The 19049-nt window shown below is 72.1% G+C and carries 17 protein-coding genes; 10 read left to right on the forward strand and 7 right to left on the reverse strand.

Annotated features, from left to right (window positions below):
• Positions 1 to 591 (forward strand): hypothetical protein (locus AB0I04_RS26170; protein WP_360889473.1); only part of this gene is annotated, 591 nt, incomplete at its 5' end.
• Positions 592 to 892: 301 nt separating this feature from the next.
• Here the strand turns inward: AB0I04_RS26170 and AB0I04_RS26175 are convergent.
• Positions 893 to 1126, reverse strand: a complete 234-nt coding sequence (locus tag AB0I04_RS26175; protein WP_360889476.1) for a hypothetical protein — start codon at positions 1124 to 1126, stop codon at positions 893 to 895.
• Positions 1127 to 1202: 76 nt separating this feature from the next.
• Here AB0I04_RS26175 and AB0I04_RS26180 point away from each other — a divergent pair, with 76 nt between their 5' ends.
• Positions 1203 to 1817, forward strand: a complete 615-nt coding sequence (locus AB0I04_RS26180; protein WP_360889478.1) for a hypothetical protein — start codon at positions 1203 to 1205, stop codon at positions 1815 to 1817.
• 89 nt (positions 1818 to 1906) lie between these two features.
• On the opposite strand, the gene AB0I04_RS26185 is transcribed toward AB0I04_RS26180, so the two are convergent.
• A complete protein-coding gene (locus AB0I04_RS26185; RefSeq protein ID WP_360889481.1) occupies positions 1907 to 3313 on the reverse strand; it encodes an MFS transporter in 1407 nt (468 codons plus the stop codon).
• A gap of 120 nt (positions 3314 to 3433) precedes the next feature.
• Here AB0I04_RS26185 and AB0I04_RS26190 point away from each other — a divergent pair, with 120 nt between their 5' ends.
• From AB0I04_RS26190 to AB0I04_RS26200, 3 genes are all read left to right on the forward strand, one after another.
• Positions 3434 to 5527 carry a hydantoinase/oxoprolinase family protein gene (locus tag AB0I04_RS26190; protein WP_360889484.1) on the forward strand — a complete coding sequence of 698 codons (2094 nt, stop codon included), beginning with the start codon at positions 3434 to 3436 and terminating at the stop codon, positions 5525 to 5527.
• Positions 5524 to 7452: a hydantoinase B/oxoprolinase family protein gene (locus AB0I04_RS26195; RefSeq protein WP_360889487.1), complete on the forward strand. Its 1929-nt coding sequence runs from the start codon at positions 5524 to 5526 to the stop codon at positions 7450 to 7452. The genes AB0I04_RS26190 and AB0I04_RS26195 overlap by 4 nt, the downstream gene beginning before the upstream one ends.
• 70 nt (positions 7453 to 7522) lie before the next feature.
• Positions 7523 to 8362, forward strand: a complete 840-nt coding sequence (locus AB0I04_RS26200; protein WP_360889489.1) for a TIGR03619 family F420-dependent LLM class oxidoreductase — start codon at positions 7523 to 7525, stop codon at positions 8360 to 8362.
• A 39-nt stretch (positions 8363 to 8401) separates the two neighbouring features.
• Here AB0I04_RS26200 and AB0I04_RS26205 read toward each other — a convergent pair whose 3' ends face one another.
• Positions 8402 to 10135, reverse strand: coding sequence for a protein kinase (locus tag AB0I04_RS26205; protein WP_360889492.1), 1734 nt, complete (start codon positions 10133 to 10135; stop codon positions 8402 to 8404).
• A 275-nt stretch (positions 10136 to 10410) separates the two neighbouring features.
• On the opposite strand from AB0I04_RS26205, the gene AB0I04_RS26210 reads away from it, so the two are divergent.
• Both AB0I04_RS26210 and AB0I04_RS26215 read left to right on the forward strand, forming a co-directional pair.
• Positions 10411 to 11634 carry an ATP-binding protein gene (locus tag AB0I04_RS26210; RefSeq protein ID WP_360889495.1) on the forward strand — a complete coding sequence of 408 codons (1224 nt, stop codon included), beginning with the start codon at positions 10411 to 10413 and terminating at the stop codon, positions 11632 to 11634.
• Entirely contained in the window at positions 11631 to 12236 is a 606-nt protein-coding gene (locus AB0I04_RS26215; RefSeq protein ID WP_360889498.1) for a response regulator transcription factor, read from the forward strand. Before AB0I04_RS26210 ends, AB0I04_RS26215 begins: the two co-directional genes overlap by 4 nt.
• Before the next feature lie 153 nt (positions 12237 to 12389).
• Here AB0I04_RS26215 and AB0I04_RS26220 read toward each other — a convergent pair whose 3' ends face one another.
• Together AB0I04_RS26220 and AB0I04_RS26225 are read right to left on the reverse strand one after the other, a co-directional pair.
• Complete coding sequence (locus tag AB0I04_RS26220; protein WP_360889501.1) at positions 12390 to 12809, reverse strand: hypothetical protein; 420 nt, start codon at positions 12807 to 12809, stop codon at positions 12390 to 12392.
• A 288-nt stretch (positions 12810 to 13097) separates the two neighbouring features.
• The gene (locus tag AB0I04_RS26225) at positions 13098 to 13754 is read right to left on the reverse strand and encodes an enoyl-CoA hydratase/isomerase family protein (protein ID WP_360889503.1); all 657 of its coding nucleotides are present in this window, start codon (positions 13752 to 13754) and stop codon (positions 13098 to 13100) included.
• 223 nt (positions 13755 to 13977) lie between these two features.
• Here AB0I04_RS26225 and AB0I04_RS26230 point away from each other — a divergent pair, with 223 nt between their 5' ends.
• On the forward strand, positions 13978 to 14208 hold the full coding sequence (locus tag AB0I04_RS26230; protein ID WP_360889506.1) for a DUF397 domain-containing protein: 231 nt from the start codon (positions 13978 to 13980) through the stop codon (positions 14206 to 14208).
• Positions 14121 to 14606 (forward strand): DUF1232 domain-containing protein, encoded by a 486-nt coding sequence (locus tag AB0I04_RS26235; protein WP_360889509.1) that lies wholly within the window; start codon positions 14121 to 14123, stop codon positions 14604 to 14606. The genes AB0I04_RS26230 and AB0I04_RS26235 overlap by 88 nt, the downstream gene beginning before the upstream one ends.
• A 22-nt stretch (positions 14607 to 14628) precedes the next feature.
• On the opposite strand, the gene AB0I04_RS26240 is transcribed toward AB0I04_RS26235, so the two are convergent.
• The gene (locus tag AB0I04_RS26240; RefSeq protein ID WP_360889512.1) at positions 14629 to 16074 is read right to left on the reverse strand and encodes a GAF domain-containing protein; all 1446 of its coding nucleotides are present in this window, start codon (positions 16072 to 16074) and stop codon (positions 14629 to 14631) included.
• A gap of 394 nt (positions 16075 to 16468) precedes the next feature.
• On the reverse strand, positions 16469 to 17026 hold the full coding sequence (locus AB0I04_RS26245) for a TetR family transcriptional regulator (protein WP_360889515.1): 558 nt from the start codon (positions 17024 to 17026) through the stop codon (positions 16469 to 16471).
• A gap of 97 nt (positions 17027 to 17123) precedes the next feature.
• On the opposite strand from AB0I04_RS26245, the gene AB0I04_RS26250 reads away from it, so the two are divergent.
• Complete coding sequence (locus tag AB0I04_RS26250) at positions 17124 to 18527, forward strand: amidase (RefSeq protein ID WP_360889518.1); 1404 nt, start codon at positions 17124 to 17126, stop codon at positions 18525 to 18527.
• The last annotated feature ends 522 nt before the right edge of the window (positions 18528 to 19049 follow it).

Raw genomic sequence — 19049 nt, forward strand, 5'->3', positions numbered from 1 at the left:
CGGTTGAAGACGTTCGTGGTGCCGCCGTGTGAGCCGGGGGTCTTCTTCTCCGTCCGCTTCCAGAAGCCGGTCGACCTGTTCGTCCCGAATTCGTACTACGTCGATGGTCCGGGCGGTGACATGCAGGTCTGGATCAGGCGGGTGCATCTGGTCCGGCTCCACGTCGAGCTCGAGAAAGAAGTGGGCGTCGATTTCAACATTCAGAACTTCATCGCACGCATCAGGAAGAACCTCCGTCCGGAGATCGAAGAAGAACACTCCGTGGAAAGCGGTCACCAGTACACCACCCACGTCAGCAAGGGAATGATCGGGCATCTGCGGTACCGGGTGTTCGGTCTCCGGGTCGGCTTCGACCAGTGGCGGATCTTCCACAACTGCGGCCGGCTGCGGGTCAACTCCGGCGTCGCGACGTTCCCGACGATCCGGGAGGGGTGGATGTTCTGGGAGACCAAAGGCTGGCCGAAGGCTGAAAAGCACGCCGTAACGGGTGCTCCTAAGGCCCGTCAGAACCGTCTCTTCCGTGAGGTGACCCAGGGGCACCGCGGGCTGCTGCGCCGTCATATCGCGGGGGGCGCAGGCGCCCACCGGTGATCCGAGCCTGATGACCGTCGGTACGGTATTTCCCGGCGGGAAACCGCCTTTCACAGGAAAGATGCACCATGCGCAATTTTCGGATAAACGGCGCGGTCCCACCCTCGATGGCGAAGAGGGTGACGGTTTCGGTCGCGACCGGTTCTCTGGGCGTTATTGTTGCCGCGGCCGTCTCCTCGCTCGCCCCCGCGACCGCGTCCCCAGGGGGCCCGGCGGCCGCGGCCGGTCAGGACCCGTGGCCCGACACTCATGAGCCCGGTGCGAGCGCGTGGCCGAAGGTGCGCAAAGCGCTTCACCGCCATCATGGGGCGCAGGCGATCATCCCGAGCCGGACGAGGCGCGCGACGCCCACGCCGAGCCCGTCCGTGACCACGACCTCGACGGCCACCACCAGCCCGTCGCCTACCGTGACCGCGTCGCGTACCGTGACCGCGTCGCGTACCGTGACCGCGTCGCCCAGTGTGTCCGCGTCGCCCAGTGTGTCCGCGTCGCCCAGCGCGTCGGCGTCGGCCTCCAGTACCGCGGACGGGATCAATGTCGCGGTCGGTGCGTCGCCCAGTGGGACGGTGACGCCGACGCCGACGGCCTTCCCGATCCCTCATCGTCCGCGGTTGAAGACGTTCGTGGTGCCGCCGTGTGAGCCGGGGGTCTTCTTCTCCGTCCGCTTCCAGAAGCCGGTCGACCTGTTCGTCCCGAATTCGTATTACATCGATGGTCCGGGCGGTGACATGCAGGTCTGGATCAGGCGGGTGCATCTGGTCCGGCTCCACGTCGAGCTCGAGAAAGAAGTGGGCGTCGATTTCAACATTCAGAACTTCATCGCACGCATCAGGAAGAACCTGCGGCCTGAGATCGAAGAAGAGCACACGGTAGAGAGTGGTCACCAGTACACCACCCACGTCAGCAAGGGAATGATCGGGCATCTGCGATACCGGGTGTTCGGTCTCCGGGTCGGCTTCGACCAGTGGCGGATCTTCCACAACTGCGGCCGGCTGCGGGTCAACTCCGGCGTCGCCACCTTCCCGACCATCCGGGAGGGCTGGAGGTTCTGGGAGACCAGAGCCTGGCCGAAGACCGCGAAAGCCGCTAAGGGCGGCGCACAGGCCAGGGGCGCACCCTCGACCCGCGGCATGAAGGCACGCATGCCTTCCGTCGAGCATCAGGGCCCCGGAGCGCTGCCGACCACGAAGAAGTACCCGAGCGCCACCGCGGGTACCCGCCGCTGACCGTGGCCTGACCAACATCGATACGGCCCTCGCCGACGTCCTGTGGGCGAGGGCCGTATCCGTGCGAGGTGGTCGACTCCGGAGTCTGCTCACCGCCCGGACGGCAGCAGCCTGACGATCAGCGCGGTCACGCAGCAGATCGCCGCGGCGATGACGAGGCTCACGGTGAAGGCCGCCGTGTGATGGCCCGCGCCGAGCACGCCGTAGTACGCCGCCCCGACGACCGCCACCCCGATCGCGCCTCCGGACTGCAGGGCGGTCGACACGACGCCCGACGCGGAGGCGGCGTGCCGGTGACCGACCTCCGACAGGGCCACGGCGGCCAGCGGGGAGAGCAGCAGTCCCATGCCGACGCCCGCGACGACCAGCCCGGGGATGAGCCATCCGGCGTTCCCCTGGGTGCCGGTCTCCGCGGCGGTCGCGGCGAGCAGGCCGTATCCCGCGGCCATGGTCAGGGCGCCGACCGCCAGGACCCGGTGGCCGAGCCGGGCCGCGGCCCTGGCCGCCAGGCTGGAGGACGCGAAGTAGCCCACGCCGAGCGGCACGAAGATCAGACCCGATCGGAGGGCGGACAGGCCGTGGCCGTCCTGCAGGTAGAGCGCCAGCACGAGGAAGAACGACGCCACCGCCAGCTGGCTGACCAGCGCGAGGCCGGCCCCGACGGCGAAGGACCGCCCGCGGAACAGTGGGAGGTGGATCAGGGCCCGTTCGCCGATCCGCCTCTGGTGGAGGACGAACACCGCCAGCACGACCGGCGCGGCGCCCAGGCAGAGCCAGGTCCACAGCGGCCAGCCCTGCTGCCGGCCCATCACCAGGGGAAGGACGACCAGGACCAGGCCGGCCGTAACGAGCGTGGCGCCGACGGGGTCGAGACGGGTGCCGTTTCCGGCCCGCGACTCGGGCACCATCCGAAGGGCGGCCGGCACCGCGACCGCGCCGATCGGCACGTTGATCAGGAAGATCGTCCGCCAGCCCAGCCCGGCGACGTCGGCGTGGATGAGCAGCCCGCCGATCAGCTGCCCGAACACTCCGCCGAGGCCCATCGCCAGCCCGTACGCGTTGAACGCCCGGGCGCGGTGCTCCCCGACGTAGACCGTGTTGACGATGGCCAGGACCTGCGGCATCAGCAGGGCGGCCGCCGCACCCTGCACGACACGCGCGCCGATCAGGAGGCCGGCGGTCGGGGCGAGGCCGCACGCCAGCGACGCGAGCGTGAACAGGCCGAGGCCGAGGACGTACATTCGCCGCCGCCCGTACAGGTCGCCGAGGCGCCCGCCCGTGATCAGGCCCGCTGCCAGCGCCAGGCCGAACCCCGCGACGATGAACTGGATCGCGGCCGGTCCGGCGTGCAGGTCCCGCTGGGTCGCCGGGATGGCCACGTTGACGATGAAGAAGTCGAGGGTGGTGATGAACGTGCCCGTCAGCAGGACCAGCAGGGGCGCCCATCCGGGGGCCGCCGTCCTGTGGTGGACCGGGCGTTCCAAGGTCGTCGTCATGCGGCAACCTTCGCGTGCGGGAGGTCATCTGGTCGATTACCTGACAGGTAGCGGCGTTGACAGCGGTTCGACGGCTCCTTACGCTCACCAAGCGGGCGCTAGGTTGGGTGGAGGTTCTGCGTGGCGGCACTGGCCAGTGACATCGGAGGCACCTTCACCGACGTGGTCCTGGTCGCGGACGGCCGCGTCCACGTCGCCAAGACCCTGACGACCCCGGACGATCCGACCGAGGGACTGCTGCGCGGCGTCCGCCGCGTGCTCGCCGACGCCGGGGTCGCGCCCGGGTCCGTCGACCGGTTCACGCACGCGACCACCCTCGCCACCAATGTCATCCTCGAGCGCCGGGGCGCCGCCGTCGCGTTCGTCACGACGCGCGGCTTCCGCTCGATGCTCGCGCTCGGCCGCCAGGCGCGCGTCGAGGAGGAGCGGTACGACCTGGCGTTCTCGCCGGGCGAGCCGCCGGTTCCCCTGACGCACACGTTCGAGGTGCCCGAACGCCTCGCCGCCGACGGCACCGTCCTCACCCCGCTCGACGAGGATGCCGCGCGGCGGGTCGCCGAGCGGATCGCGGGACTCGGTGTCGCGGCCGTGGCGATCTGCCTGCTGCACTCCCACGTCGATGACGTGCACGAGCGACGGCTGGCGTCCCTCATCGCCGAACGGCTCCCCGACGGCACGCCCGTCGTCATCTCCTCGGAGGTCTGGCCGGAACTCGGCGAGTACGAACGAGCGACGACCACACTCATGTCGGCGTACGTCGGCCCCGTCATGGCCGCCTACCTCCGCCGCCTGCGCGACCGCCTGAGCGAGCTGGGCATCACCGCGCCGGTGCACGTCATGGAGTCGGCAGGCGGCGTCCTGCCCGCCGAACTGGCCGCCTCCCGCGCAGTCTACACGATCGAGTCGGGCCCGGCGGCCGGCGTCGTCGCGGCGGCCCGGGAGGGCGCGCGCCGCGGGCTGACCGACCTGATCTCCTTCGACATGGGCGGCACGACCGCCAAGGCGGGCCTCGTACGGGGCGGCCGCCCGGGCGTCACCCACGAGTTCCAGGTCGGCGGCACGGGCAGCTTCGGCGGACGGCGGCCGGGCACCGGCGTGCCCATCAAGGTCCCGGCGATCGACCTGGCCGAGGTCGGTTCGGGCGGCGGCTCGATCGCCTGGGTGGAGTCCGGCACGCTCCGGGTCGGACCGCGCTCCGCCGGCGCCGCACCCGGCCCGGCGTGCTACGGGCGGGGCGGCACGCTGCCGACGGTCACCGACGCCGACCTGGTCCTCGGATACCTCGACCCGGAAGGCCTCGGCGACCTCCGGCTCCGCCCCGACCTCGCCGAGGAGGCCATCGCCCGGCACGTCGCCAAGCCGCTCGGCGTGGAGGTCGTCGAGGCGGCCGCGGCGATCCACGACATCGCCGGCGCGCAGATGGGCACGGCGGTGCACGTCGTCACCGTCCGGCGCGGCATCGACCCGCGCGGCTTCACGCTCGTCGCGCTGGGCGGCGCGGCCCCGACCCATGCCGTCGGCCTCGCGGAGCGGTTCGGAATCCGCCGGGTACTCGTGCCCGCCCGCTGCGGCGTCGGGTCGGCCGCCGGACTGCTCCACGCCGACCTGGCCATCGAGCGGTCGCGGACCTTCCTGGCACGGACGGCCGACGCCGACCCGGCGGCGCTCGAGGCCGTGCTAGCCGACCTGGAGACGGCCTGCCGTGCCGATCTCGGCGTGCGTGATGCTGGCGGCCGTGCCGATCTCGGCACGTGCGGCGCGGGCGGCCGGGTCGTGCGCTCCGTCGGGCTCCGGTTCGCGGGGCAAGCGCACGCCTTCACCGTCGAGCTGGTCCCCGGACCGGTCACCCGCGAGACCGTCGACGCCGCCGTCGCGGAGTTCTACGCGCGGTACCGCGAGTCGTACGGCATCGACCTGCGCGACCCGGCGGAGCTCACCGTCGCCCGGGCGCGCGTGTCCCTGCCCGCCGGCGCGGCGGACGTCCGCGCGGCGGACGCGCCACGGCCGGCTCCGGACCGCGTCCGGCGGGTGTGGTTCGAGGGAGCCTTCCGTGACGTCCCGGTGCGCGAACGGGCCGCCTGCGCCGCCGGGGAGCGGTTCACCGGGCCGTGCGTCATCACCGAGCCGCAGGCGTCGCTGCTCGTGCCGCCCGGCTGGACCGGCCTGGTCGACGAGCACGGCGCCGTGTCCGTGGAGAAGGGAGACCGTAGGTGACCGATGACCTGACCGCGGAGATCCTCCGCAACGCCCTGCGCGTCGCCGCCGAGGAGGCGAGCATCGTCGTGGTCCGCTCGGCGTACTCCACCTTCATCGTCGAGGGCGCGGACGCGGCGGCGGCCGTCCTCGACGCGCGCGGGCGCCTGGTCGCGCACTCGCTGTCCACCGCGCTCATCCAGTGCGCGAGCCTGCGCAGCGCCCTCCCGTACGTCATCGACGCCTACCCGCTCGACACCATGAGCCCGGGCGACGTCTTCTGCCTCAACGACGTGTACCAGGGCGGGGTCCACGCCAACGACCTGCTGGTCTTCCGGCCGGTTTTCCTCGACGGGACACCCGCCTACTTCACCGGCACGCTCATCCACGTCGCCGACCTGTCGGGCCTGTCTGCCGGCGGCATGGCCAGCGACGCCACCGACGTGTTCCTCGAAGGACTGCAGCTGCCGCCGGTCCGGATCGCCACCGCCGACGGCTGGGACGACGGCCTGACGCGGGTGCTCGCCGCCAACAGCCGCACCCCCGACAGGCTGCTCGGCGACCTGCGGGCACTCGTCGCGGGCGTCAACGTCGCCGCCCGCCGCCTCGAGGAACTCGCCACCGGACCCGGCCTCACCGCAGGCCAGGACCTCAGCGACGGACAAGACCTCCGCGACGGTCGGGGACCCGTCGGAGGCCAGGACCTCGCCATCGGCCAAGGACTCGGCGGAGGCCAGGGCCTCAGCGACAGACAAAACCCCCCTGACGGTCAGGGACCCGCCAGAGGCAAGGGCCTCGCCATCGGCCAAGGACTCGGCGGAGGCCAGGGCCTCAGCGACGGACAAGACCTCGGTGACGGTCAGAGACTCGGCGATGGTCAGGACCTCGTAGCAGGCAGGGGCGTCGGCGACGGTCAGGGCCTTGCGGCCGGTCAAGGGATCGGTGCCGGTGAGGGCCTCGCGGCCGGGATCGACGCCTATCTCGCGCACACCGAGAAGCGGATGCGCGCGGAGCTCGCGCGGCTGCCGAAGGGCACCTACGAGGGCGAGTACGCCGTCGAGGACGGGGACGAGCGGCACTGGATCCGTGTCGCTGTGACCGTCCACGGGGACGGGGTGCTGGTCGACTTCACCGGTACCGACCCTCAGGTCCCGAAGCCGGTCAACTCGGGCTTCTCGCAGACGCTCGGCGGCGTGCTGTACGCGCTGCGCTGCTTCGTCGACCCGTCGCTGCCGATGAACGAGGGCTGCTTCGCGCCGGTCGACGTGCGGATGCCCGAGGGAAGCCTGGTCAACTGCACGAAGCCGTACCCGGGCGGGGGCCGGTGGGGGACGGTCGCCGCCGCCGAGGAAGCGATCTTCGCGGCGCTCACGCAGGCGCTGCCCGGTCGCGGCGCGGCAGCCTCCGGCATCCTGCAGGCCTTCAGCCTCAGCGGCGCCACGAGCCCGTGGCTGCACATGGCGTTCGAGCTCGGCGGCATGGGCGCGCGGTACGGACGGGACGGGCCGGACGCGACAGGCGCGCTGTTCGGCGGCGGCCGCAACATCATCCCGCAGGTCGAACCGATCGAGGCCCGGCTGCCGGTTCGGGTCGAGGAGGTCACGCTCATCCCCGACTCCGGGGGACTCGGTCGCCGACGGGGCGGGCTCGGCACCCGTACGGTCATCCGGGTGCTGGAGGACGCGCGGGTCGACACGCGCGGCGACCGACTGCGCCACCCGCCCGCCGGAGCTGCGGGCGGCGGGCCCGGCCGGGCGGGCGGCTACCACCGCGAGCGCCTCGACGGGACCCGAGAACCGCTCCCCGCCAAGGCGACCCGCTCACCGTTGCGCGCGGGCGAGGCCCTGGTCGTCGAGACGTCCGGCGGCGGCGGATACGGCGACCCGGCCGAACGCGACCCCGAGGCCGTACGGCGGGACCTCCTCGACGGCAGGGTCACGCGGTGAGGTTCGGTGTCTCGCTCGGTCTCGTGCACGTGGGCGTCCGGTGGGAGCTGTTCGACGGGAGGGTCATCCGGTGAGATTCGGCGTCCCCCTCGGTCTCGTGCACCCGGGCATCTGGCGGGACCTGACCGTCGAGGCCGACCGGCTCGGCTTCGAGTCGGTGTGGATGCCCGAACACCTGGTCTTCGCGACCGATCTGTCGACCGCGACGTACCCGGGGACGGACCGGCCCGGCATCGTGCCGTCCACGCCGCTGTTCGACGCGCCCGCCTATCTGTGCGCGCTGGCCGCCGTCACCGAACGGGTCCGGCTCGGCACGGCCGTGCACCTGTTCGCGCTGCGTCATCCGTTCGTGAGCGCACGGGCGTTCGCGACGCTGGACCACGTCTCCGGCGGGCGTGCCATCGCGGGGGTGGGCGCCGGATGGTACGCGGGGGAGTGGGACGCGGCCGGGATCGACTTCGCGAGCCGGGGGCGGCGGCTGGACGAGGCCATCGACGTGGCCCGCCGCCTGTGGACGGAAGACGTAGTCGAACACCACGGAGATTTCTACGACTTCGACGAGGTCGCCTTCGAGCCCAGGCCGCACGGCATCCCGATTCTCGCGGGCGGCGAGTCACTCGCCGCGCTGCGCCGCGCGGCCACGCGGTGCGACGGGTGGATCAGCATGCCGCACACCGTCGAGTCGATCCGTCCGCAGCTCGACCGGCTCCGCAGTCTCCTCGCGGAGCGGCCGCACGACCGCCCCTTCGAGATCACCGTGCACGCGTACGAGCTGTCCGGCCCGGACGAGGTCCGTGCGTGGGCCGAACTGGGCGCGGACCGGCTGATCGTACGGCCCTGGACGCGCACCGGCGAGGCCCTCGGCGCCCTGAAACGCTTCGCCGAGCAGTACGAGCTCGGCGGCCGCTGATCCGCCGAGGTAGGCGGCGCCAGGGCGCCTGGAATCGCGTCAGCCGCTCTTCGGGCGCGACCAGCCGGTCGCCTTCCACGTGAGCGCGTACGAGGAGGCCGACCTGCCGACGAGCTTCATCAGGACGACATGGTCGTCGTTCATGAAGCACATCTCCGCGCCCTGGTGCAGGCCGCTGAAGGAAGGCCCGCCGCTCGCGGGCTGCCGGGTCACCGCCGTCTCGCAGGCGGCCCCGTCCAGGTCGCCTGTGACCATGGCGACCTCGCCGGAGTGCACCTGGATGTAAGGAGAGCCCAATCCGCAACCGAGGTACTCCAGCGGCATGCCGGCAGCGCCGGCCACGTCGGTCGTGACCGTGGGCCCCTCCTCGTCGAAGTCGAAGCCGTCGCTGAAGCAGCCCCCACCGGGCAGCGTGAACCGGACGTCGGTGAACTCCCGGCTGTATCCGGGCGTGGGCGCCGGGGTCGGGGCGGCCGCCGGGGAGCCGCCGCTCCCGATGACGGATGCGCCGGAGGCGGGCCCGCGTGCGGTCGTGGGGCTCATGCCGGGGTGACCCGACCCTGATGCGAGCGCGCCGACGACGACGGCGGTCAGGACGACGGACGCCGCAGCGATGCCGACGGCCGCCGCCGTGGGCATCCCACGTCTCGGCGGGGGACTCGCCACCGGCAGGGTGGCGGGCGACGCGTGCAGCGTGACCGGCGACGACGCGGGCGGCATGACAGCCGACGACGCGGCCGGGGCGGCAGGCGATGACGTGTGCGGGGCGGCAGGCGACGACGCGTGCGGGGTGGCGGCCGACGGCTGGGGTGAGGCGAACGGAGCCGGGCGTCCACCGGCCGCCCCGGGGACGGGCGTCGCCGGGCGCTCCTCCGGCGGCCGTACGGGATCATAGGCCGGGAGCGTCGCGGCGAGCGCGTCCGGCAGCCAGGATCCGGCGAGATCCGGTGTCGGATCGCCGGACTCGGCGCGCGCCACCTCCATGATCTCCGCCAGGTCCGGGCGCGTCTCCGGATCCTTGGCGAGGCAACGAGCGGCCAGGTCGCGAAGCGCGGGAGGGCAGCCGTCGAGGTCCGGAGGCTCGTTGAGGATCCGGTACAGCAGAGCGGCCTCGAGACCTTCGCCGAACGCCGGGCGGCCGGTCGCCGCGTACACCGCCAGCTGGCCCAGCGCGAACACGTCGGTGGCGGGCGTCGCGGGCCGGCCCCGGACCTGTTCGGGGGACATGAAGGCCGGAGTCCCGACACGCACCCCGGGGCGTGTCACCGCCGTCACGTCGGCGGCCCAGGCGATCCCGAAGTCGATCACCCGGGGACCGTCGCTGGCGAGGAGGACGTTCGAGGGCTTGAGGTCGCGGTGGATGAGGCGCGCGGCGTGGATCGTGGACAACGCCTCGGCGACCGCGCCGGTCAGCCGGAACACCATGGGCGCCGCGAACGGACCCTGCCCGGCGACGGCCTGCTGCAACGAGGGGCCCGCGACGTAGGCGGTGGCCATCCACGGTGTGGGCGCGTCGGCGTCCGCGTCGACGACCGTGGCGGTGTACAGGCCCTGGACGCGTTGCGCGGCGGCGATCTCCTGCCGGAACCGGCGCCGGAACTCCTCGTCCGCGGCGAACTCCGGGCGGACGACCTTGATGGCGATGGCCCGTCCTCCGGGCGTGAACGCCAGATACACGTTTCCCATCCCGCCGGCGCCCAGTCGCGCGTGCAGCGGATAGGAGGCGACCATCCGAGGGTCGCCCGGCCCCAACGGGGAGAATCTGGAATCCACGCGCGCCTTTCAACTGGAGTCGGGGTCACGGGCGTGACCGCACGCCGGCGTTCGGTTCTAAGGATCGTGAGAGTGGGCCGTCGCGTCATGTCCCCAATTTGGGGGACATGACGGTCCGCCGTACGTGCGCCATAGTGAGCCGGGCCGTCATGTCCCAAGATCTTGGGACATGACGGCCGGTGCGCCGTGCGTCACGGTGGGTCGATGCGGTCCGGCGTCGGCGGCGGAGTGGGCACGATCTCGAAGGCGTCCCGTGAATGGATGAGGAGTGCCGCATGGTCCCGGATCCCGTCGGCGCGCAGCAGGCCGATCGGCTGGTGTCCCACGCCTGCGTGGTGATCCGGGCGGCACTGCTGGCGCAGTTCTGCCTCGCGGTGCTCGTCGAGGGCCGCGGGTTTCATTCCGTCCAGGGGCTGCTCATCGTGGCGGCCGTCGCGGAGAGCGCGTGGCTCGCCTGGGTCCTGCTGACGGGCCCCGGACGGCCGAGGCCGATGGTCGCCGTCGCCGACGTCGCCTTCGGCGTCGCCGCGTTGGTGTTCGGAGCCTGGTCGGCACCTCCGAACGCCTCGCACTTCTGGGGAAACGCGATGTATCCCTTCACACTCGTGTCGAGTGGCGCGGTCCTGGCCGCGATGTGCGCGACCATGCGCGGCACCATGGCCGCGAGTACGACGCTGGCGTTCGCGTACGGCGCCGGCATGGCGTGGTTCCACGAGATGGACCCGGCCTACGCGGTCAACATCTCCATCGACATGCTGACCTACGTCCCCTTCGCCTGGGTCGCGCGGTGGCTCGGCACCGAGGCGGGGGCGCTCGGCGCACGCCTGGACGTCATGCAGGAGGAGGCCGTAGGCAAGGCGGAACAGCTCACCCAGGCCCGGGAGCAGGCGAGGCACGAACAGGAGGTGGCGGCGCTTCGGCTGACCGCCACCGAGACGGCGCTGGCGGCCGAGCGCGAACGGCTCGAGAACATGGCCTCGTTGCACGATCGGGTGTTGCAGACCATGGAGACCCTCGCACGGGAAGGCGTCCTGCCCGACCCGCGGCTGCGCTCACACGTCGCCGTGGAGGCGCGCTGGCTCCGCCGGTTGATCGAGGAGGGCGGCCGGCGTGAGGACGGTTCCCTGTCCGACCGGCTGTGGTCCGTGGCGGAGGAGTTCGAACGGCTGGGGCTGCGAGTGGAGTTCTCCGCACGCGGTCCGGCGGTCGCCATCGCCGAGCCATGCGTCCACGCGCTCACCGAAGCCGCCCGCGAGGCCCTCAACAACGTCGCCAAGCACTCGGGCGCGGCGTATGCGGTGATGCGGGCGGTGGTCGAACGGGATCGCGTCCTGGTCACCGTCGTCGACACGGGCCGCGGCTTCGACCCGGACGCGGTGCCGTGGGGCACGGGCCTGACCGACTCCGTCAAGACGCGCCTCGCGACCGTGAACGGCGGCCTTCTCATCGAGTCCGCTCCGGGCGAGGGGACACGGGTCGAATTGTGGGTACCGACATGATCCGCGTCGCGATCGTCGACGACCATCCGATCGCCCGCTGGGGCATCGAGCACGTCTTCGCCTCCCGCGACCTCCTCGACGTCGTCGCCGCAGTGGCGGAGCCCGCGGAACTGGCCGGGCCGCCCACCCCGGACGTGGTGCTGCTCGACCTCTATCTCCGGGAGGGCCGGCCGGCGCTGGAGGCGATCCGCGACCTGTCGGGACGCTGCCGCGTGCTGGTCCTGTCGGCGTCCTCCCGTCGCTTCGACGTGCTGGCGGCCCTGCGCGCGGGGGCGTCCGGCTACCTGACGAAGGACGCGCCTGAGGACGTCCTGGTGGAGGCGTTGCGGACGGTGCACGACGGGGGCTTTTACCTCTCGCCGCATCTGGCCGACATGCTGGCCGAGGCCCCCCACGACGCGCGACCGCGGCTGACGGCGCGCGAAGAAGAGGCGCTGCGCTGGGTCGCGGAGGGATTCACCCACGCCCAGGCCGCCCGGCGGATGGGTATCAGCGTCTGGACGTTCGAGACGCACCTGCGCCGGGTGCGCGCCAAGTTCGGCATCGGCAACACCGCCGAGCTGACCCGTTTCCTGCTCGAACGGGACCCGAGGGAGGACTGACCGCCCCCTGCGCCGCGCGACGGCGGTCCGTCGTGCACCGGTCGGCTCCAGGATCACGGTGGTGGGCCGCCGCGTCATGTCCCTTTTTGCGCGACATGACGCGGCGGCCATGTCACGCGCGGCTCGGCCGGTCTCTCCCGTCGGCGGGCGAGGTCACCAGGATTTGGTGCACTTGGTGCTGAGCGTGTCGGTCGTGGCGCATGACCAGGCCTTGTAGCCGGAGTCCTTGTGCCATCCGCCGTAGACCCACACGTTCTGTCCTTTGTCCGCGTAGTGCCAGGAATAGCGCTTGCCGTGCCGCTGGCGGACGAGTGCGAAATAGCACGTCGAGGACTTCGGGTACCGGTAGTAACGGCCGCGGACGTACCAGAAGCCCTTTGACTTCTCGGCGTCCATCGCCGCGTAACAGCCGTAACTCGTGGCGCCCTTGACGATGTTGTAGTGGATCGCTCCGCTGGCCGCGACGCCGTCGGCTCCGGCCTTCGCGCTCGCGGACGCCGGCGTGCCGAGAACGGCGACCATCGCCGCGCCCGCCAGCGCTCCGGCCGAAAGAATCCGCCTGGTCGACCTCATATTCCGCGTACCTCCGTCGAATACTCGACTGGCTTATTCGAGACCAAGGGATGGTAGCGGGATTACAGGCCGGGTTTTGTGACTTTCTCCACGAGAGTGGAAAGGGAGGGCGGGGCGGCCTCGCTGCCACTCGAGGCCGCCCCGCCGACCGTCTCATTCGACCGGACGCGCGAAGTCGCCGAGACGGTCCCAAGACCAGCCCGCGATGGCTGCCGCAGGAGCGCTGGTCGTATTTCCGACTATACCAATAGGAAATCCTGTGTAAAGGGCCTGAGGGATCTCGCCACCTCAGGTCGTCCGGAGGGCGGCCAGGACCGTCTCGTACATCACCGTGCGGATCTTGGCGACGGTACCGCCGTCCTTGCCGGCCAGCGGGGTGGCGAGGCCGACGGCCGCGGCCAGGACCTCGGCCTCCGGGGCGGCCCGGTCGACGATGCCGGCCGCTTGCGCCTCCTCGGCCGTGTACCGCCGGCCGGTGACCATGGCCTCGTGCGCGGTGGCCTTCGGCAGCCGGCCCTGGATCAGGGCGGCCATGCCGGGGGTGAAGGACAGTCCGAGGTCGACCTCGGGCAGGCAGAAGTACCCGCGGTCGGTCCGCATGACGCGGTGGTCGTGCGTCAGCGCGAGCATGGCCCCGGCCGCGAACGTGTGGCCGTTCAGCGCCGCGACCGTCGGCATCGGCAGGGTGAGGAACCGCGCGAAAAGGGCGTGGACCCGGTCCAGGTAGGGCCCCCACTCGTCGGGGTTGCGCCCCAGCCAGTCGAGGTCGAGGCCGTTCGAGTAGAACTTGCCGGTGCCGGTCGTCACCAGGGCCTTCGGCCCCTCGGTGGCCTCGAGCTCGTCGAGGACCTTCTCGAGCTCGTCGAGGAAGACGGGGCTGAAGCGGTTCTCTCCCTCGTCGAAGCGAAGGATCCGTACGTCCCCGTCCCGGCGCAGCTCGATCATGCCGTCTCCCCTTTGCTACTGGCGAGTAACTGTTGGGATGAGCATCTCATCTCCGTGCCGTCGGGTGAAAGACGGGGATCGTCCGCGGACGGCACGCCGAGGCGTTTGCGGGCCGCAGCATCGCCGGTATTCGGACCCCCGCCGACACGCCCGCCCGATAGCCTGGGGTGCGTCGCCTCCCGGCGGCGGCACGAGCGTTCCCCCGGAGCAGAAGAAGGACGGCATGAGCGAGGAATCCGGCTCCGTCGAGATCCTGTTCGTCGACGGCGCAGACGTGCCGATCAAGCACAAGCACGCCGACCGCATGGTCGTGATGCGGGACGCCGCCAAGCCCGACGGCGACGCGCTGTACTACACGCCCGCCGAGTGGGAGGCGTTCATCCTGGGCGTCAAGGACGGCGAGTTCGACGACATGGTCGAGGACGCGCCGAGCCCGTCCGAGCCGGCCTCCTGACGGAGGTCCTCACCGGCCTCCTCACGGCAGCGGCCGGTCTGCTTCTGCTCTGGCTGCTCCTCGTCGGCTTCCTGGCGCTGGCGCGGCCGAAGGGCGCGACGCTGGGCGACGCCGTACGCCTGCTGCCCGACCTGCTCCGGCTCGTCGCCCGGCTCGCGCGCGATCCCGTGCTGCCTCGCGGCGTACGCCTCCGGCTGTGGCTGCTGCTCGCCTACCTGGCGATGCCGATCGATCTCGTCCCCGACTTCATTCCGGTCCTCGGCTACGCCGACGACGCGATCCTCGTCGCCGTCGTGCTGCGCTCGGTGATCCGCCGGGCCGGACCGGACGCGGTCGCCCGCCACTGGCCCGGCGACGAGAAGGGACTCGAGGCCGTCCGCCGTCTCACCCGCACGTGAGCCGGCCGGTGCGGGGCGGTGTTCAGTCGTCGCGCAGGGCGCGGTCCCATCGGAGCTGCGCGGAGACCCGGCGCGGATCCCCGGGCGGCAGCACGCACGCCAGCTTGGCGAGGACCTCCAGATCGTCGTCCGCCACCTGCGCGTAGCACCACAGTGCCTCGGCGTCGCCGCGGTGCAGGACCTGCCTGCGCAGCTGGGCGGTCAGCTCGTCCCGCTCGGAGTGGACGGCCGGTGACTCGGAACGGGGGAGCAGCGGCCCCGGATACAGGCGTACGGCCGCCGCGACGTCACCGGCCGCCAGCAGCCGCCGTACGGTCAGGAAGTCGGCCTCGACGTCGCAGTCGAGGCGGTAGGGCTTGGCCCGGACGATGTTCCCGAGCTGCCCGCGGAGCCGATGGATCTCCGCCCGGACGGTCACCGGATTGCCCTCGTCACCGTAGATGTACAGCGACGACTGCTCGCCCGTCAGCCCGCTCGGATGAAGTGCGAGCAGCGCGAGCAGCTCCGCGTGCCGCAGGGACAGCGGGATGCGCCGGCCGTCGAGGAAGGCGCAGGGCTGTTCGTCGCCGAGCAGCCGCAGGGTGAGCGAGCACCGGTCCTCCGAGCCGGTGGCACGCAGCAGGTAGGCCTGGCCCAGCGTCTCCGCCACGGCGGTCCGGCCGTCGGGCAGCGCCACCCGGGCGCCGGCCTCCGGAACGACGACCCGCCCGCCGCGCCAGCCGTCGGGGACGGCCGCCAGGATGCGCCCCGTCGTCGTCACCAGAGCCCGGGTACCCCCGCGTACGTGGCGCATGTACCGGGCGCGCAGGCACTCGTCGCGGTGGTTCATCTCCAGGGTCAGCCAGGCCTCGGTGAGGCGGGCGGCGGCCTTCACCAGCGCGACGACCGCCGGGTGCAGGGCGTCGACCGTCGCGCTGATGTCCACACAGGCGATCACCTTGCCGGTGTCCGGGTCGACGATGGGCGCGCCGGCGCACGACCACGGATGGAGCACGCGGACCAGGTGCTCGGTGGCCCGGACGTACGTCGGGGCGCCGGTGCTCAGCGCCGTGCCGATGCCGTTCGTCCCGATGACCTCCTCCGACCAGCGGAACCCCTCGATCAGCCCGACGGCGTCCGCGCACCGCCGTACGTCGCTCGGGCCCTCGCTCCACAGCACCCGCGCGTCGCCATCGGTGATCACCATGAGGTGGGTCGTGGCGTCGGCCATGCCGCGCAGCGTGTCGCGGAGCTGCGGCAGGTACCGGTCCAGTGGATGGGCGGACCGGACGTCCGCCACCCTTGCCGCGTCGATCGCCTGGGGCGCCGCGCACATCTCCGGGTCGACGCCCGCCGCCAGCGAACGGCGCCACGACTCGCGGATCGGCGCGCGGCCGGTGAGGACCGATGCCGTGACCGCCGCCTCGCACAGCACGGCGGTCCGGCGATCACAGTCCGCGGGGTTGTCGCACACGTGGCTGCTTCGCATCGTGCTTCTCCATGGGGGCGTGTCTGCCCCGAGCATTGGGGCTGGAGACCCCGGCCGCAAGCGGTTCGGCCAAACTGACGACCTGCGATCATCGCCTTCGGTCATCGAGTCGTTGCAACCTGTTTGCAACCCTGGCTCGTCTAGCGTGCGTTCTGCGACCGCAACGGGGCGTCACCTTTCCGCTCCGGGACGCGGTCGCACGTGCAGGTTCGCCCGGACCCGTGAGAGGGGACGGATCCGGTGCACCGCGCACGCGCCCGCCGCCGTTGGGCTCGCCGGGAGAGGAGGCCCCGGCGGCGGGCGGCCCACCTTCGGTCCATCCGATCGGGGTGCGGCCCATCTTCAGCCTGTCCGATTGGGGTGCGCTTCACCTTCGGCTGCCGCCCGCCTCCTGTCAGTCCGATCGGGGTGCGGCCGCGCCGTACAGCAGGAGGCGGAGGGCCTCCGCGGTTCCCGAGGAATCGCCGGTGGCCAGGCGGCGCACCGCGAGGCCGTAGAGCAGCGCGACGACGGTGGGCGCCTTGGCCTCCGGGCCGGGGATGTCCAGGGCGGTCAGGATCGCGGTCGCCAGCCGGTCGTACGCCTCCATCGAGCGGACGGCGGCCTCCCGCACCAGCGGGTCGCGCGAGGCGTGCAGGTGCAGCTCGAGGGTAGCGACCTCCTCGGGACCGCGCGGCAGGTCGGCGATGGCGCGCTCGGCCTCCACGACGGCCTGTTCGGGGGTGATGCCCTGGAGTCGCGCGGCGATCTCGCTGATCCGCTGGATCTCCTCGTCGACGTAGCGGCTGAGGGTCTCCCGCAGGAGCTCGGCCTGGTTGGGGAAGTGGTATGTCAGCGACCCCAGCGCGACGCCCGCGGCCGTCGCGACCCGCCGGTTGGTGACCGCGCCGACGCCGTGTTCGCCGATCAGGCGGAGGGTGGCGAGCAGGATGCGTTCTCGTGTGTCTTCCATCTCAGAACAAGTCTGGCGTATCGGGCCCCTTTTCACCGAAGCCCGTTCGGGATTATCGTTCGTTCGAACGAACGATAGCGAACCTCGGGGGGTTCCTGTGATCGAAGGACTCACCAAAGACGCCGCGCGACTCGCCGCGGGCGAGGTCTCCTCCCGTGAGCTCGTGGAGTACTCCCTCGAGCGGATCGAGCGCGACACCCTCGGCGCCTTCCGTGTCGTCTGCGCCGACCAGGCACTGGACGACGCGGACCGGGCCGACCGATGGCGCGGGGAGGAACGCCCCGCGCTGCTCGGGGTCCCGGTCGCGATCAAGGACGACACCGACCTGGCCGGGCACATCACTCCCTTCGGCTGCCGCGGCAGGCACGAGCCGAAGACCGCCGACAGCGAGGTGGTCCGCAAGCTCCGCGCGGCCGGCGCGATCATCGTGGGCAAGACCAACACCAGCGAGCTCGGGCAGTGGCCGACCGGGGAGACCATCGGCTTCGGGATCGTGCGCAACCCCTGGGACTCCGAGCGCACGCCGGGCGGGTCGAGCGCCGGTTCGTCGGCGGCGGTCGCGGCCGGCCTGATCTCCGGAGCGGTCGGCTCCGACGGCGCGGGCTCCCTGCGCATCCCCGCCGCCTGGACCGGGCTCGTCGGCCTCAAACCCCAGCGCGGCCGCGTCTCCGTGTGGCCGCACGTCGACCCGTTCTACGGCATCGCGGTCGCCGGCCCCCTCACCCGTACGGTCGAGGACGCGGCGCTGCTCCTCGACGTGCTGACCGGAAACCACCCCGACGACGTCTACCGCCCGCCCGCGCCCGCCGAGCCCTACCGTGAGGCCGCCGCGCGGGAGCCCGGACGACTGCGGATCGCCGTCTCGTTCCGTTCGCCGTTCGGCGTGCCGTCCGCGGTCGACCCGGAGATCCGGGCGGCGGTGCTGCGCCTCGCGGGCGTCCTCGCCGACCTGGGACACGACGTCTTCCCGGCCGACCCGGACTACGGCCTGATCGGCCTGGCCTTCCTGCCGCGCGGGACCGCCGGGGTCGCGGACTGGCTCGACGCCACCCCGGATGCCGACCCCGAACCGGCCACCCGCACCGAGGCGCTCCTTGGCCGCCACATCGGACGGCGGCTCGTACCCGCCAGCCGCCGCGCCGAACCCCGCATGGGCCGCCGGATCGGGAAGATCTTCCAGCGCGCCGACGTCGTCCTGACCCCGGCCACCGCCCAGCTCCCGTTGCGCATCGGCGCGCTCAGCGGCCGCGGCTGGTGGGCGACCGGCAAGCTCGCGGCGGCGGCGTGCCCCTTCTGCTGGGCCTGGAACGTCCTCGGCTGGCCGGCCATCGGCGTACCCGCCGGGCTCAGCACCACCGGCCTGCCGATCGGCGCGCAGTTCCTGGGCCGGGAGAACGACGAGGCCACCCTCCTGTCGCTCGCCGCCCAGCTCGAGGCCGCCGAACGCTGGCCCGACCGCCGCCCGGCGGAAGCACCGAGCAGCGTCGGAGGGCTCGCCTAGCCGACCCTCACCCGGCTGATCATCGGCGTCCCCCGCTCATGGGAGGCAGCACATGCCGGTGATCAGCTCGGCGTTCGAACGTCAGCCGTCGACGCGCTCGGCGATCACGGAACCCTTGGGTGGACGTTTAGGTGATCTGTTCTCTTTGCGGATAATCGGCGGTCGCGGGGCCGCGTAGCTTGGCGGGTATGGCGGCGTTCGGGCAGTTCAGGGGCCATGTCGGTGTGCTCGCCTCCCTGTCATTCGTCGTCGGTGCCGCCGGGTGCGGGTCGTCGCCAGGCGCGCGGACGGCGGCGTACGGGGCGACGGCCAGTCCGTCGCCGGCGGGTGCGCAGCGCACGATCAAGCTTCCGGACTCCTTCGCCGACTACACCAGGCTGACCAGCGCGGACGCCCAGCGCGTCATCCAGGACATCCGCAAGGCCCAGGCCCAGCAGAACCCGGTGTTCGCCGCCAAGATGAAGATCGCGGTGTTCCAGCGGCACGGAGACGCCCACCAGCGGATCGCCTTCATCGGCCTGG

The organism is Actinoallomurus sp. NPDC050550 (assembly GCF_040655075.1).
Lineage (GTDB): Bacteria > Actinomycetota > Actinomycetes > Streptosporangiales > Streptosporangiaceae > Actinoallomurus.